Below are 13783 nucleotides of genomic sequence, written 5' to 3'. Positions count from 1 at the left end.
AAAGCACATGAAAAAATTAACAGGTCTGATTGCTGCTCCACACACGCCGTTTGATGCGCAGGGCGAGGTGAACTTTCCGGTCATCGACCAGATAGCGGAACATCTGGTGAACGACGGCGTGAAGGGCGTTTACGTCTGCGGAACCACCGGTGAAGGTATTCACTGTTCAGTTGAAGAACGTAAAAAAATCGCCGAACGCTGGGTAAAAGCTGCGCAGGGAAAATTAAGCATTACGCTGCACACCGGCGCACTCAGTATAAAAGACGCGGTGGATTTATCGCGCCACGCCGAAACGCTGGATATTTTTGCCACGTCGGTTATCGGGCCATGCTTCTTTAAACCGGCAAACGTGGATGACCTGATTGATTACTGTCAGGCGATAGCGTCGGCGGCACCGTCGAAAGGTTTCTATTATTACCATTCCGGTATGTCTGGCGTGAATCTGGATATGGAGCAGTTCCTGATCAAAGGCGAATCCAAAATCCCGAACCTGTCCGGTATTAAATTCAACAGCGCGGATTTGTATGAATTCCAGCGCTGCCAGCGCGTCAGCGGCGGTAAATTCGATATCCCGTTTGGCGTCGACGAACACCTGCCCGGCGGTCTGGCCGTTGGTGCCACCGGCGCAGTCGGCAGCACCTATAACTACGCCGCGCCGCTGTTCCATAAAATTATTGATGATTTTAACGCCGGAAATCAGACCGCCGTCCGTCAGGGTATGGATCGCGTTGTGGTGCTGATCCGCGTACTGGTGGAATTCGGCGGCGTCGCCGCAGGCAAAGCCGCGATGAAACTGCACGGCATCGACGCCGGCAACCCGCGCCTTCCGCTGCGCGCACTGACCCGGGAACAAAAACAAACCGTCGAAAACCGCATGCGCGATGCATTAGGTTTTTAGTTCAGTGCAGGGGAGGAGTAAAAACTATTTTTCTATCCTCCCCATCACCGATGCCCCTACCAGCCCGCCAGCTGTCAGAAATTTCCCCGGCACCAGCAGCGGCTGATCATACGTATGCAAAACACCTTTACGCACCGCCTGATCCAGCGCCGCAATCAGCGCCGTCGCAGACGCCAGGCCGCCGCCCGCAACGATCCGTGAGGGGCCGAGAATATTCACCAGCAGCGCCAGCGGTTCGGATACGATTTGCAGCCAGGCGTTTACCGTCAGCCCGCAGGCCGCATTACCGGCTTGCCAGCCGCTGACGATCTCCAGGCTGGTTTTATCCTGCTGATGGAAATGCTTATGCAGGCGCTCAAGGCCGCGTGCGGCACCCAGCATGTCGAGGCAACCGGTCTGGCCGCAGCCGCATTTGAGGCGCGGAACGGCGTAGGTTTCGCCGTCAATCATGACTTCGGTGCGCGTGATGGCGCCGTGTCCCCATTCGCCGGTGACGCCACCGTGGCCGCGAACCAGATGGCCGTTAATGACCACGCCGCCGCCGACGCCGGTACCCAGAATAATCGCCACAACCACCGCATGATTTTGCGCGTTTCCGGCGTGGGCTTCGGCCAGTGCAAAACAGTCGGCGTCGTTGGCGGCGGTGACCGGGCGGTTCAGCGCCGCGCTCAGATCTTTTGCCAGTGAACGTCCGGTGAAGGCCGGAATGTTGGTCGCCAGCAGTTCGCCGGTTTGCGGAGAAACCAGCCCGGCGGTGGAAATCGCCAGCGGGGCAGACACGGGTAAATCCCCGCCAAACTGTGTGATGAAGTTTTGCATTGCCGCCACGAAATCATCCCACGACGAAACGGGTGTCGGCACTTTGCCGCATTCTTCCACTTCGCCGGAAGCACGTGAAACGCCAAACTTAATAAATGAACCGCCGATATCGGCGCAGAAAACCGCAGAACTCATGAGCGTGTGTCCAGTAAGTCGCGCAGCCCGTCGCCCAGTACGTTAAAACCAAGCACGGTCAGCATAATGGCCAGACCCGGGAACAGCGAAAGGTAAATATTAATGCCGAGGAAGTTACGGCCATCGCTCATCATGGTACCCCATTCCGGCATCGGCGGTTGCACGCCTAAACCTAAAAATGAGAGGCTGGCGGCGGCCAGAATAACGGTGCCCGCGGTCAGCGTCGATTGCACAATGATCGGGCCGATGGCGTTGCGCAGAATGTAATGCACGATAATCCGGTAATTCGACAACCCGAGCGCCTGCGCGGCTTCGACGTATTCCATCTGCTTTAAACCGAGCGTGAGGTTACGGCTCAGACGCGCATAGACCGGGATCGCAAACAGGGAAATGGCGATCAGTAGGTTGACCAGCCCGCCGCCAAGAATGCTGACCACCAGAATTGCCAGCACGATGCCCGGAAACGCAAACAGCATGTCCATAAACCACATGATGATCATGTCGGTATAACGACCGGCCATACCGGCAATAATCCCTAACGGAATGCCGATAATCATCGCCAGCCCGACGCTCAGCACCACTTCGACAATGGAAATCCGCGCGCCGTAAATGACACGGGCAAAGATATCGCGGCCATAATCGTCGGTGCCAAACCAGTGATCGGCGTTCGGTGCGAGCAGGGTATCAATCAGATCCTGTGCATAAGGATCGTGACGGGCAATCAGCGGCGCGAACAACCCCATCAGGACGATCAGGCCGACAATCAGGCCGCCGAGCGTCACCGCAGGATGACGCCAGCACCAGCGAAACAACCGCAGCGTGCGCGGCTTGCGACGGGGTAATTGCGTGATAATGGCAGACATTAGTCGAACCTTATTTTTGGATTCAGGAAGGCTATCAGTAATTCACCGAGCAGGTTCATCACCACCACGCCGCAAACGGCCACCAGCGCGACGCCCTGGATCACCGGATAATCACGGTAGCGCACGGAATCGACCAGCAGCCGGCCAATGCCCGGCCAGTTGAAGACGGATTCCGTGACCACAGCGCCGCCAATCAGGCTGCCGAAATTGAGCGCCACAATGGTGACAATCGGGATCAGCGCGTTGCGAAAGGCGTGGCTGCAATAAACCGTGGTGGCGGATAACCCTTTGGCGCGCGCGGTGCGGATATAATCTTCCGACAAGACGTCGAGCATGCTCGAACGCGTCATGCGCGCCATCACGGCCATCGGCAAAACCGCCAGCGTGACCGAGGGCAAAATGTAGCTTTTCCACGACGTGGCGCCGAGCAGCGGCAGCCAGCCGAGATTCACCGAAAAGGTATTCATCGCCATCAGCCCCAGCCAGAAGTTGGCGATAGACGCCCCGGCAATCGCCAGCAGCATCACGCCAAAATCCGGCCAGCGGTTGCGGTAAACCGCGCCTATCATGCCCGCCGGAACGCCAACCGCTACCGCCAGAAAATATGACAGCACGGCGAGCATCAGGGTGTACGGCATTCGCTCGCCGATTTCCTGCGTCACCGGTTGTTGCGACTGCAACGAGACGCCGAGATTGCCGTGCAGCACGTTACCGGCAAAATGCAGGTATTGCGTGACCAGCGGCTGATCCAGACCGAGGCGCACGCGCATGGCATCCACCGCTTCCTGTGTGGCTTCAGGCCCGGCCATCAGGCGTGCCGGATCGCCCGGCAGCGCGCGGATGGACACAAAAATCAGCATCGAAACCCCGATCAGGATGATCGGGAAAGCGATAAGTTTTTTGGCAAGATAGGCTTTCATCACTCTTTTCCACCGTAAATGACGCTGTTATTTTTTCTGTGCGTCTTTGACCACGATCTGACCGCCCGGGATCATTGTCACGCCGGAAATCCCGGTGCCGGTGGCGTACAAATCATTCTGGTAATACAGCAAGACCTGCGGCGCCTGCTGGTTGATTTCTTTTTGCGCCTCCACGTAAATCGCGTTGCGGGTATTTTCATCCAGCGTTGACGCGGCTTTATCTAACATTTCATCGAGTTTCGGATCGTTAAAGAAGCCGAGGTTTGCGCCGCCCGGAGCGAAGCTTTTACTGTAATACAGCGGACGAAGTTGCAGGTCTGCGCCGTTCGCGCCGGAAGACCATGACGCCAGAATTGCGCCGGTGTTATCGGCTTTTTTCCCGGCCTGATCGGCAAACGCGGCTTTGGTCCACACGCCGCTTTCCATAATACGCACGTCCAGTTTCACGCCAATTTTTGCCCACATGCTTTGCAGCACCTGGCCGATCCGCGCGTCCTGGCCCTGTACCGCAATCGACATGCTGAATCCGTCAGCGACACCGGCTTCTTTTAACAGCGCTTTGGCTTTGGCGAGATCCAGCGGATACGGATTCAGCGTTTTGTCATAACCGGCGGTAACCGGTGCCAGCGGGGAATTCGCAGGTTGCGCGAAGCCGGACATGATGGCGCGCACCAGCCCGTCGCGGTCGGTGGCGTAGTTCAGCGCCTGACGGACGCGAACGTCGCTAAGCGGTTTGAGATCGGTGTTGAGCGCGACCCAGAACACGGCGGCACCCGGGCTTTCGTGCAGGCTGAATTTCGGATTGTTTTTCAGCACGCGGGCGAACTGCGGCGGCACCGGGTTGATGACGTCGGTTTCACCGGCCTGCAGTGCCATGTTCATGACTGACGGCTCGGCGCTCCACGTCCATTTGATGTCGTCCGGCCCGGCGGCTTTATCACCCCAGTAGCCCGGATATTTTTCTTCCAGCACGAATTCGCCGGTTTTGTACTGCACCATTTTGTACGGGCCGGTGCCGACGGCTTTGCTGTCGAGCGTACCGGTTTTATCCGCCGCCGGGCTGACCATCAGACACGCGCCGGTGGTGAGTAAATTCAGGAAGGCCGGATACGGTTTTTTCAGTTTGAAGACAACGGTGGATTCGTCGGTTTTGGTGACGCTGTCGAGGAAGGTGCGCAGACGTCCGCTGGCGGCCAACCCGCGTTTGGTGTCGAGATGGCGGGCGAAGTTGGCGACTACGGCGTCGGCGTTAAACGGCGTGCCGTCGTGGAATGTCACGCCGCTGCGCAGTTTGAATGTCCAGACCAGACCGCTTTCATCGCTGCTCCATGAGGTGGCGAGCGCGGCTTCCGGTTTCAGCTGAGGCGACATGCGCAGCAGACCTTCGTACATCGGATCCAACACCGTGCCGGTAAACGTGGCGGTCTGGTTGCCCGGGTCCATGCTGCGCGGCGCTTCGTTTTGCATCACGTTCAGCGTGGCGGCGAAAACCGGCAGCGAAAACGCGGCGAGAAGGGCGCTGCTCAGCAGTGATAACTGCACGGGACGCCGGATGTAACGGGTAATCTTCATGTTCTGCCCTCTGCGTGAAAAATCGGATTAAGTGGCTCTGGCTGTGTCGTTTTATTGCGTTATTCGACAGATCTCATTACAAGACATTTTTTAACAAATAGTTCATATGAAATACTTATGTCGGAACATTTAGTTTATTTTGTGAACTAATTGGCATTGATCTATCCATTTCTACCGTTTAATGTCAATGCAGATGAGCCAAAACTGAGAGCGGCAAAACGAATATGTTAACAACCATGCAACGCCAGATTTTGGGTGCGGTGAATGCGTCCGGGAATTTAAGCCGTACAGAACTGGCGCAACTTTGCGGGATGAGCAAAGCGGCGATAAGCGGTGTGGTTCGTGAAATGATCGACGCCGGATTCCTGCTTGAGGCCGAAACGGTGCCAGGCAGCGGGCAGGGAAGGCCGTCGGTGCGTCTGGTCGTTCACCCGGACGGCGCGTGGTTTGCGGGCGTTTCTTTGCTGCAAAACCCGGCACAGATGGCACTGATTAATCTGCACGGCGAAATTCTCTCACGGGTATCTTTTGCGGCGGACTCTGACCCGCAGCGGCTGGCGGAAAACATCGCGCAAGCGTTGCCTGCACTCCTTGAACCGCACCCGGAAGCGGCTCAAAAAATGGTCGGGCTCGGGGTGACGTTGTCGGGCCTGATTGATGAACATCAGTCCACCTGCGTGCAGTCGGCGCTGCTGGGCTGGCGCGATGTGCCGCTGGCGAAGCTGATTTCTCAGGCCACCGGCATGGACGTGGCGATTGAGAACGATGCCAAAGCGCTGGCGGTGAGTGAGAAAAACTTCGGCCAGGCGCGTGATCTGAGCAGTTTTACACTGGTCAGCCACGGTGCGGGGATCGGCAGTGCGCACTTCATTGCCGGAAAACTGCACCGCGGGCTGCACGGCGGTGCCGGGGAAATTGCCCACTGCACGCTGGAACTGAACGGCTCGCCGTGCCGCTGCGGGAAGCGCGGTTGCCTGGATACGCTGGCCTCGCTGAATGCGATTGCGGAAATGGCGAAAGCCGAAGGGCTCGACGCCACGACCATCGGCGGGCTGGAACTTCAGGCGATGCAGGGCACCAGCGCGGCTATCCGCATTTTGCATCGCGCCGGTTCTGCGCTCGGCCTGGCGATATCCCACCTTATTCAGATTAACGATCCGGATTTAATCCTGATCGCCCATCAGGACGCGGATTTTTCCGGCCTGTTCGGCACCGTGGTTCAGCAATCTATCGAAGCCAACGTGTTGCCGGGTAATGCCGGGAAAACGCCGGTTCGCACTTTCACCCTAAACGACGACACCTGGGCGCGCGCGGCGGCAAGCATTGCTGCGCACCGCTTTCTTGTCGGCCTGAAACCAGTCTGAGGAATCATCAACATGCGTATAGCTGTCAGCGGTATTCATATTGAATGCAGCACTTACAACCCGGTTCTCAACGAGGAAAAGGATTTCACTGTTGTTCGTGACGCGCAGCTGCTGGCGTCGCCGCGTTTTCGTTTCCTGCAAGATTATCCGGCGACGTTTTTGCCGACAATCCACGCCCGCGCCATTGCCGGCGGGCCGGTCGCGCGGGCGACTTACGACAAATTCAAAGCGGAAATGCTGGCCGGGCTGGAAGCGCAAAAACCGTTTGATGGCCTGTATCTGGCGATGCACGGCGCCATGTATGTCGAGGGGCTGGAAGATGCGGAAGGCGACTGGATTGCCGCCGCGCGTAAAGCGCTCGGGCCGGATTGCCCGATCAGCGTCAGTTACGATTTGCACGGCAATGTCTCACAACGAATTATCGACGCCATTGATATGTTTTCGACGTACCGCACCGCGCCGCACATCGACGTGGAAGAAACCATGCGCCGCTCGGTGGCCATGTTAGTGAAGCATCTGCAAACCGGGGAAAAACCGACACTGCTGTGGGTGCCGGTGCCGGTTGTGCTGCCGGGCGAACGCACCAGCACGGAAGATGAACCGGCGAAAAGTTTGTATGCCCGTCTGCCGGAAATGGATGAAGTGGGCGGCGTGTGGGACAGTTCGCTGATGGTCGGTTACGTCTGGGCCGATGAACCGCGTGCGACGGCGGCGGTGATCATGACCGGTACTGACCGTGCGGTGCTCGAAGTTCAGGCAACAACCCTGGCGCAGGCTTACTGGGATGCGCGTGAAGATTTCGTGTTCGGTTGTGAAACCGACACGGTGGAAGCCTGCGTGCGCAAGGCGATTGCCTGCGAAACCCGTCCGGTGGTGCTGGCAGATTCCGGCGATAACCCGACCGGCGGCGGCGTCGGTGATCGTGCGGACGTGCTGCAGGAACTGATTAAGCAGTATGCGCAAAATGTGGTAGTGGCCGGAATTGCTGACGCGCCAGCGACCGATGCGGCGTTTAACGCCGGTGTCGGGTCAGTATTAACGCTGACGCTGGGCGCTTCGCTGGATCACTCCAGCCCGCAGGTGAAAGGCGAGTTTGAGGTGATTTTCCTGCTCGATGCGCTGGCACCGGCTGACCGTCAGGCGGTATTGCGCACTGGCGGCATTGACGTGGTGGTGTCGGCGCGCCGACGCCCGTATCACAACATCAGCGATTTCACCGTGCTGCAGCTGGATCCGCATACCGCCGATATCGTGGTGGTGAAATCCGGTTATCTGTCGCCGGAGCTGGCGCCGATTGCCAGCCCGAATCTGATGGCGCTGTCGAACGGCGTAGTTGATCAGTTCGTCGAGCGTTTGCCACGCAACCGCAAGGCGCGCAAAACCTTCCCGTTTGACCGCGATTTCAGCTATGTGCCGAAGGTTCAGCTGTCGGCAAGGAGCAAATAAGATGAACGAGCCGCAAAACCGTCAGCCCGTGCTGAGCGTTAAGCATCTGACCACCTCCTTTCGCGGGGAGGACGACTGGCTGCCGGTAGTGCGCGATTTGTCGTTTGACGTCTATCCTGGCGAAACGCTGGCGATTGTCGGCGAATCAGGTTCGGGAAAAAGCGTAACGTCGCTGTCGGTGATGCGCCTGCTGAAGGCGCAAAGCAGCCAGATTGTGGGGGAAGTCCGGCTGAATCAGCGCAGTTTGCTGGCGTTATCGGATAAGGAAATGCGCGATATTCGCGGCAACGAGATGGCGATGATTTTTCAGGAACCGATGACGTCGCTCAATCCGACGTTCAGCATCGGGCGGCAAATCGCCGAAAGCCTGAAACGCCACCGGGGAATGTCGTCTTCGCAGGCACGGGCGGAAACGCTGAAACTGCTGGAGAAGGTGCGCATTCCTAATGCGGAAAAACGGTTTGATGAATACCCGCATCAGTTTTCCGGCGGGATGCGTCAGCGCGTGATGATTGCTATGGCGCTGGCGCTGAAACCCAAACTGCTGATTGCCGATGAACCGACAACGGCGCTGGACGTGACGATTCAGGGACAAATTCTGGACTTGATCAAGACGTTGCAAGAAGAGGAGGGCATGGCCGTTTTATTCATCACGCACGATATGGGCGTGGTGGCGGAAATCGCTGACCGGACGCTGGTGATGTATCGCGGCGAAGCGGTGGAAAGCGGGGCGACAGAAGATATCTTCCATCGCCCGCAACATCCTTATACCCGCGCGCTGCTGGCCGCGGTGCCCAAACTCGGGTCGATGCGCGGCCGCGACTGGCCGCTGCGTTTCCCGCAAATCAATCTGCAAACCGGTGAGGCGAATACGCCGCTGGAAGTGGCCGGAACGGTCGATACCGGGCAGGCGCCGCTGCTTTCGGTGAAGAATCTGAGCGCGCGTTTCCCTGTATATGGTGGCGTATTCAGCCGTCAGGTCGGCGCGGTGCATGCGGTCGAAAATATCAGCTTCGAATTATTCCAGGGCGAAACGCTTTCACTGGTCGGGGAATCCGGCTGCGGAAAATCGACGACGGGCCGCGCCGTGACGCGTTTGCTGAAACCGCACAGCGGTGCGATTGATTTCGACGGTTTTGATGTGATGAATCTGGGTAAACGCGATATTTTGCAAATGCGTCAGCGCATCCAGATGATTTTTCAGGATCCGTTTGCCAGCCTGAATCCGCGTATGCGCATTGGCGACGCGCTGATCGAACCGATGCTGCAACACAAACTGCATACCCGCAGTGATGCGCGTGAAAAAGCGGCGTCGCTGATGCAAAAAGTCGGGCTGTCGGCGGATATGATGCGTCGTTTTCCACATGAATTTTCCGGCGGTCAGCGTCAGCGAATTTGTATCGCCCGTGCGCTGACGTTAGACCCCAAAGTGATTGTGGCCGACGAATCGGTTTCCGCGCTGGATGTGTCGGTGAAAGCGCAGGTGGTCAATCTGCTGCTCGATTTGCAGGAAAGCATGAATCTGTCGTATCTGTTTATTTCGCACGATATGGCGGTGGTGGAACGGGTCAGTCATCGCGTGGCGGTGATGTATCTGGGGGAAATTGTTGAGATCGGACCGCGTGCGGCGATATTCGATAATCCGCAGCATCCGTACACGCGCAAGCTGATGGCGTCAGTGCCGGTGCCGGATCCGTCGCGCAGAATGCTGAAACGACAGATGCAGGTCGATGAGCTGAAAAGCCCGGTGCGCGATAACGGTTATATTCCACCGCAAAGGCAGTATCAGGAAGTATCAGCAGGACATTTTGTTCAGGTTTGAATTTGGGACGTTTTAGAAGTAACACCGAAGGTTTCAAGGCTATCTCAGCGGCTGGCGCCGTTGAGATGGTGGTGGGGGAAGGATTCGAACCTTCGAAGTCGATGACGGCAGATTTACAGTCTGCTCCCTTTGGCCGCTCGGGAACCCCACCACAATTTTCGTGGTCTTTACTCTTTTAAAATCATCATGCGCTACATGGATGATTTCTCGTTACAGCGGTTAGCTGCGAACGGGGCGCATAATACCAAATGAAACGGATGTGTAAAGCGCTGAAAGCGATAAAAAAGTTCGTTTGCGGTTTTTTTGCCCTTAACGGTGCTTCTCTGAGCGAAAAGCACCGTCAGGCGCGCGGGTTACAGAATAACGGTGCGGTTACCGTAAACAAATACGCGCTGTGCCAGCACGCGGTATAACGCGCGGCTGAGCACATTTTTCTCAACGTCACGGCCTGCACGCATCATATCTTCAGCGGTATAGGTGTGATCGACGTTGATAACGTCCTGCATGATGATCGGACCTTCGTCCAGATTGTCATTAACGTAGTGCGCCGTGGCACCAATCAGTTTCACGCCACGTTCGTAAGCCTGATGATACGGACGTGCGCCGATAAAGGCCGGCAGGAACGAGTGGTGAATGTTGATCACCTGATGCGGGTAATGCTGGACAAAACCTGGCGTGAGGACGCGCATGTATTTCGCCAGCACCACATAATCAGGCTGGTACTGGTCGATTTGCGCAATCATGGCGCTGTCATGCTGTTCGCGGGTCAGGCCATCGTGGCTGACCAGATGGAACGGAATATCAAAACGTTCAACCAGTGTTTGCAGCGTATCGTGGTTACCGATAACGGCGGCAATTTCCACATCCAGACCGCCGTAAGCGGCTTTCATCAGCAAGTCGCCAAGGCAGTGCGCTTCTTTGGTGACCAGAATCACGATGCGGCGACGCCCGGTGCTGTTGAGTTCACGCACTGAACCGGCAGGCAGCGCACTGTCCAGATCGGCCAGCAGCGTGTTGTCGTTGAAGATCCCTTCCAGCTCGGTACGCATGAAGAAGCGCCCGGTGCGGTGATCCACAAATTCGTTGTTTTGCACGATGTTGAGTTCGTGTTTGTAGCAAATGTTGGTGATTTTGGCGATCAGACCTTTTGCGTCAGGGCAAATGGTGCGTAACACCTTAGTTTGTACGTTCTGTTGCGGCATGAGGGTGTGGATCCTGTCGAATTCTCGTATTAATTAAGCAGCCGGTTTATTTACCGCAGCACTTCTTATATTTTTTACCCGATCCGCACGGGCAGGCGTCATTGCGGCCTGTCTGCGGTTTAATTCCGTCGATATAGTACCAGCGATCTTTCAAACGAAGAAATCGCGAGCGTTCATGGATGAGATGAATTTTCTCATCACCGGGCTCGGTGAAACGTGCTGCAAACTCGACAAAGCCTTCGCCGGCATCACGTCCGTCCTGCGATGCAATAACCTGCAATCCTTGCCAGTGCGTATTCGCGAAGCCTTCCTGTAAACTGCCGCGCCATTGTTCGGGCTGACAGTCCGGGTGCCAGGTGGCGATCAGATAACTCGCATTTTTCAGGGCATATGCCGTGTATCGCGAACGCATTAAGGCAGACGGAGTGGGCGCCACTTTGGTCTCAGAAAGGTATGGCTGGCAGCACTCTTCATAAGAAAGGTTGCTGCAACAAGGGCAAAGTTGTGACACGGGAACTCCTGAATCGGCTGCCGGTGCGCAGGTTGCGCTATTGAATGCACCAAAGTGATATGTTACCTAACAAACTTGCCGGGTGACAACGCGCTTCCCGGCCCATTCTAACGCGATGTGCAATATTAAGGTCATCAGATGAGCAGAAAAGTCACCATTGGCCTTGCCCTGGGATCGGGTGCGGCGAAAGGGTGGGCACATATTGGCGTAATTAATGCCCTGAAAGACATGGATATTGAGGTCGATGTGGTGGCCGGATGTTCCGTCGGTGCGCTGGTGGGGGCGGCGTACGTCAGTGGCCGGTTGCCGTCGATGGAAAACTGGGTACGTTCGTTCAGTTACTGGGACGTTTTGCGCCTGATGGATTTTTCCTGGAAACGCGGCGGCCTGTTGCGCGGCGAACGGGTGTTTAATGCCGTCGGGCAGATTATTCGCATCACTGATTTTGAGAAGTGCTCGAAAAAATTCGGCGCGGTGGCGACTAACCTGAGCACCGGGCGCGAGCTGTGGCTGACCGAAGGCGATTTGCCCGAGGCAGTGCGTGCGTCCTGTAGCATGCCCGGCCTGCTGGCTCCGGTCTGGCACAATGGTTACTGGCTGGTTGATGGCGCCGTGGTGAATCCGGTGCCCGTCTCGCTGACGCGTGCATTAGGGGCGGATATCGTGATTGCCGTCGATTTGCAGCATGACGCACATCTGATGCAGCAGGATCTACTGACCGTACAACCTACCGGCGAAGCACTGGATACTGAGAAAGAGCTGAGCTGGCGTGACAGAATTCGCCAGCGTTTAACCAGGCCAAATTCCAGGAAACCGAATGTGAGTCCTTCGGCGATGGAAATTATGTCGACCTCAATTCAGGTACTGGAGAATCGTCTGAAACGTAACCGCATGGCGGGAGATCCGCCGGATGTGCTGATCCAGCCTTATTGCCCGCAAATTTCAACGCTGGATTTCCACCGGGCAGAAGAAGCCATTGAGGCCGGGCGGCTTGCGGTTGAAAAACAGAGAGAACAGTTGCTGCCCCTGATAAAAAATAGACAGTTCTGAACGGGTTAAAACGTGTTTGGTGGAATCTGACAATTCTGCCAAGCAAAAACAGGCTTTATGAGCCACTATTAGAATAAGAAATTCTGGGGGACCCTGATGGACAAGCCACTTACAAGCAAGCATATCCTTATCGTTGAAGACGAAGCGGTTTTCCGATCCATCCTTGCTGGCTATGTAAGTTCCCTGGGCGCAACGTTTACTGAAGCCGAAAACGGTCTTGAGGCCTTGTCTCTGGTCGAAGACTATCCCCCTGATTTGATCCTCTGTGATTTGGCTATGCCTGAAATGGGCGGGATGGAATTTGTCGAAAATCTGAGGTTGCAGGGCAATAAAATCCCGGTTTTGGTGATTTCTGCTACAGATAAAATGACCGACGTTGCTTCGATGCTGCGCCTTGGCGTAGAGGATGTTTTGCTCAAACCGATTACCGATCTTCAGCGGTTGCGCGAGGCATTGCTGTCGTCCCTCTATCCAAAGCTTTTTTCTTCTCAGGCTATGGAGGAAAGTTCGCTGGTTCAGGACTGGGAGGCACTGTGCCGTAATCCTAACGAGGCGCAACGTCTGCTGCAGGAGCTGCAGCCTCCCGTCCAGCAAACACTCGCCCATTGCCGCATTAATTACCGGCAACTGACGACGGCAGAAAATCCGGGGTTAGTGCTGGATATCGCGGCTCTTTCATCAAAAGATCTCGGTTTTTACTGCCTTGATGTCACCCGTGCCAGCGAGAATGGGGTTCTGGCCGCGTTATTACTGCGCGCTATTTTTAACAGCTTATTACGTGAGCATTTAAGCGATCAACATCAACGCCTGCCGCAAATGTCTACGTTGCTTAAACAAGTTAATCATTTATTTAAACAAGCTGGCCTGGCCGGGCAGTTCCCCCTGCTGCTGGGTTATTATCATGCCGAATACAAAAACCTCATTCTGGTTTCTGCGGGATTGCATGCTAACGTCAATACCGGAATCAATATGATCCAGCTCAGTAACGGCGTCCCTTTGGGCACAACGGGCGCGACTTACTCTAATCAAATCAGCCAGAAATGCGAAGCCTGGCAGTGTCAGGTATGGGGATCGGGTGGGCGTCTGAGGTTAATGCTGTCGGTTGAGTGAACAAATTTAACGCTATGTAGAATAATACCTTAATAATATTGAGCATTTTTTCCGCACGCTATTTTGTCTTC

Annotated in this window: 12 protein-coding genes and 1 tRNA gene; 6 read left to right on the top strand and 7 right to left on the bottom strand. The window is 56.0% G+C overall.

Annotated features, from left to right (window positions below):
• The first annotated feature begins 7 nt into the window (after nt 1–7).
• Nucleotides 8–898 carry a dihydrodipicolinate synthase family protein gene (locus tag CWS43_RS10745; RefSeq protein ID WP_101076928.1) on the top strand — a complete coding sequence of 297 codons (891 nt, stop codon included), beginning with the start codon at nt 8–10 and terminating at the stop codon, nt 896–898.
• 24 nt (nt 899–922) lie between these two features.
• Here CWS43_RS10745 and CWS43_RS10740 read toward each other — a convergent pair whose 3' ends face one another.
• From CWS43_RS10740 to CWS43_RS10725, 4 genes are read right to left on the bottom strand one after another with little or no spacing between them, the layout of a single operon-like run.
• Nucleotides 923–1852 carry an ROK family protein gene (locus CWS43_RS10740; protein WP_101076927.1) on the bottom strand — a complete coding sequence of 310 codons (930 nt, stop codon included), beginning with the start codon at nt 1850–1852 and terminating at the stop codon, nt 923–925.
• Entirely contained in the window at nt 1849–2715 is an 867-nt protein-coding gene (locus tag CWS43_RS10735) for an ABC transporter permease (protein ID WP_101076926.1), read from the bottom strand. Before CWS43_RS10735 ends, CWS43_RS10740 begins: the two co-directional genes overlap by 4 nt.
• Nucleotides 2715–3635 (bottom strand): ABC transporter permease, encoded by a 921-nt coding sequence (locus tag CWS43_RS10730; protein ID WP_101076925.1) that lies wholly within the window; start codon nt 3633–3635, stop codon nt 2715–2717. Before CWS43_RS10730 ends, CWS43_RS10735 begins: the two co-directional genes overlap by 1 nt.
• A 27-nt stretch (nt 3636–3662) precedes the next feature.
• Nucleotides 3663–5207 (bottom strand): ABC transporter substrate-binding protein, encoded by a 1545-nt coding sequence (locus tag CWS43_RS10725; protein WP_101076924.1) that lies wholly within the window; start codon nt 5205–5207, stop codon nt 3663–3665.
• 224 nt (nt 5208–5431) lie between these two features.
• On the opposite strand from CWS43_RS10725, the gene CWS43_RS10720 reads away from it, so the two are divergent.
• From CWS43_RS10720 to CWS43_RS10710, 3 genes are read left to right on the top strand one after another with little or no spacing between them, the layout of a single operon-like run.
• On the top strand, nt 5432–6571 hold the full coding sequence (locus tag CWS43_RS10720) for an ROK family transcriptional regulator (protein ID WP_101076923.1): 1140 nt from the start codon (nt 5432–5434) through the stop codon (nt 6569–6571).
• Nucleotides 6572–6583: 12 nt separating this feature from the next.
• Entirely contained in the window at nt 6584–8017 is a 1434-nt protein-coding gene (locus tag CWS43_RS10715; RefSeq protein ID WP_101076922.1) for a M81 family metallopeptidase, read from the top strand.
• 1 nt (nt 8018) lies between these two features.
• The gene (locus tag CWS43_RS10710) at nt 8019–9839 is read left to right on the top strand and encodes an ABC transporter ATP-binding protein (protein WP_101076921.1); all 1821 of its coding nucleotides are present in this window, start codon (nt 8019–8021) and stop codon (nt 9837–9839) included.
• A 66-nt stretch (nt 9840–9905) separates the two neighbouring features.
• Here the strand turns inward: CWS43_RS10710 and CWS43_RS10705 are convergent.
• The 3 genes from CWS43_RS10705 to CWS43_RS10695 form a co-directional block, all read right to left on the bottom strand.
• A tRNA-Tyr gene (locus tag CWS43_RS10705) sits at nt 9906–9990 on the bottom strand.
• A 202-nt stretch (nt 9991–10192) separates the two neighbouring features.
• A complete protein-coding gene (purU, locus tag CWS43_RS10700) occupies nt 10193–11041 on the bottom strand; it encodes a formyltetrahydrofolate deformylase (RefSeq protein ID WP_101076920.1) in 849 nt (282 codons plus the stop codon).
• Nucleotides 11042–11087: 46 nt separating this feature from the next.
• Complete coding sequence (locus CWS43_RS10695) at nt 11088–11552, bottom strand: YchJ family protein (protein WP_101076919.1); 465 nt, start codon at nt 11550–11552, stop codon at nt 11088–11090.
• Between the two features lie 138 nt (nt 11553–11690).
• Here CWS43_RS10695 and rssA point away from each other — a divergent pair, with 138 nt between their 5' ends.
• Together rssA and rssB are read left to right on the top strand one after the other, a co-directional pair.
• A complete protein-coding gene (gene rssA, locus CWS43_RS10690) occupies nt 11691–12602 on the top strand; it encodes a patatin-like phospholipase RssA (protein WP_101076918.1) in 912 nt (303 codons plus the stop codon).
• Between the two features lie 96 nt (nt 12603–12698).
• Nucleotides 12699–13712: a two-component system response regulator RssB gene (rssB, locus tag CWS43_RS10685; protein WP_101076917.1), complete on the top strand. Its 1014-nt coding sequence runs from the start codon at nt 12699–12701 to the stop codon at nt 13710–13712.
• The last annotated feature ends 71 nt before the right edge of the window (nt 13713–13783 follow it).

Origin of the sequence: Rahnella sp. AA (assembly GCF_002834385.1) — a bacterium.
Classification (GTDB): Bacteria; Pseudomonadota; Gammaproteobacteria; order Enterobacterales; family Enterobacteriaceae; genus Rahnella.
The sequence above is the reverse complement of the archived record's forward strand: the minus strand, read 5'-3'. Positions and strand labels throughout refer to the sequence as shown.

Bases quoted from the DNA above. Each gene is read 5' to 3' on its own strand.
- CWS43_RS10745 (WP_101076928.1), top strand. From the start codon at position 8: ATGAAAAAATTAACAGGTCTGATTGCTGCTCCACACACGCCGTTTGAT.
- CWS43_RS10740 (WP_101076927.1), bottom strand. From the start codon at position 1,852: ATGAGTTCTGCGGTTTTCTGCGCCGATATCGGCGGTTCATTTATTAAG.
- CWS43_RS10735 (WP_101076926.1), bottom strand. From the start codon at position 2,715: ATGTCTGCCATTATCACGCAATTACCCCGTCGCAAGCCGCGCACGCTG.
- CWS43_RS10730 (WP_101076925.1), bottom strand. From the start codon at position 3,635: ATGAAAGCCTATCTTGCCAAAAAACTTATCGCTTTCCCGATCATCCTG.
- CWS43_RS10725 (WP_101076924.1), bottom strand. From the start codon at position 5,207: ATGAAGATTACCCGTTACATCCGGCGTCCCGTGCAGTTATCACTGCTG.
- CWS43_RS10720 (WP_101076923.1), top strand. From the start codon at position 5,432: ATGTTAACAACCATGCAACGCCAGATTTTGGGTGCGGTGAATGCGTCC.
- CWS43_RS10715 (WP_101076922.1), top strand. From the start codon at position 6,584: ATGCGTATAGCTGTCAGCGGTATTCATATTGAATGCAGCACTTACAAC.
- CWS43_RS10710 (WP_101076921.1), top strand. From the start codon at position 8,019: ATGAACGAGCCGCAAAACCGTCAGCCCGTGCTGAGCGTTAAGCATCTG.
- purU (WP_101076920.1), bottom strand. From the start codon at position 11,041: ATGCCGCAACAGAACGTACAAACTAAGGTGTTACGCACCATTTGCCCT.
- rssA (WP_101076918.1), top strand. From the start codon at position 11,691: ATGAGCAGAAAAGTCACCATTGGCCTTGCCCTGGGATCGGGTGCGGCG.
- rssB (WP_101076917.1), top strand. From the start codon at position 12,699: ATGGACAAGCCACTTACAAGCAAGCATATCCTTATCGTTGAAGACGAA.